Genomic DNA, 846 nt, shown 5'->3' with positions numbered 1-846 from the left:
GATTCTCCAGAAAAGAAGCGTTTTACTTATGCGGGCTCTGTTATTGAATATAACAAGCAGGGAATTTCTTTGTGGCGAGAAGGGCGAAATATAAAAGAGGCTATCGTTGAGCCAGATAAAACTTTTATATGGGATGGGCGCTATCAGATTACAAATCATGGATCCGAGGCTATAAAAGTTGGAGCCGCAAATTTAGAACAGCTGAAATTTTTATTAAAAAATAGCGATTTTGAGCTTGAAAAGCCTCATTTCCCCTCTTTACAATCGCTGGTGATGATCTCAAATGACAAAGGGTGTGATATTCCAGAGTTGATTTCTCAAGCGGTTGTTCATAAAAATGTTATCATCAGGCGGATTATGGCACCTTTCTATTGGCTTTCTTCGCGCGAGGACGCTGCACTGGTGAGTGTTGTGGAACCTTTTTTTAATATTGAAGTGAAAAGATAAAGAAAAATTACTCTAAAAGAGAATAAACAGCTTCTCATCCCTTGGCAAGGGGCTGACAAGGTTATATGTTAAGGGGAAATGTTTGAAATCTAGATTTGATTAAGTGGGCTGAATATGAATTCCAATTACCGCTCTCTCCTCATTTGGGGAGTTATTGCCTTAATTTTGATTGTGTCGTTTTCTTTCTTTAATGGAGATAGTCAGCGTTCTGGTGGTGGAGAGGTTTCTTATTCTGAATTTTTACAAAAAGTTGAGAATAATGAGTTGAAATCTGTGACCATTCAAGGTCAAAAGTTAACAGGACAAACTATTGAACATAGAGCTATTTCAACCTATGCTCCACGAGATCCAGGTTTGATACAAAAATTGGAAAGCAAAAACGTCAATGTTAAAGCTATT

General features: G+C 37.5%; 1 protein-coding gene and 1 pseudogene. Both read left to right on the top strand.

What is annotated here, in order from left to right; translation table 11 throughout:
* Window positions 1–447, top strand: a pseudogene (locus ACFIO3_RS14320) (tRNA(Ile)-lysidine synthetase); the annotation flags it as partial.
* A gap of 114 nt (window positions 448–561) precedes the next feature.
* On the top strand, window positions 562–846 hold a 285-nt coding region (locus tag ACFIO3_RS14315; RefSeq protein ID WP_375704707.1), incomplete at its 3' end, for an ATP-dependent metallopeptidase FtsH/Yme1/Tma family protein.

The sequence above is a fragment of the Bartonella sp. AD328YNZD genome, assembly GCF_042196425.1.
The sequence above is the reverse complement of the archived record's forward strand: the minus strand, read 5'-3'. Positions and strand labels throughout refer to the sequence as shown.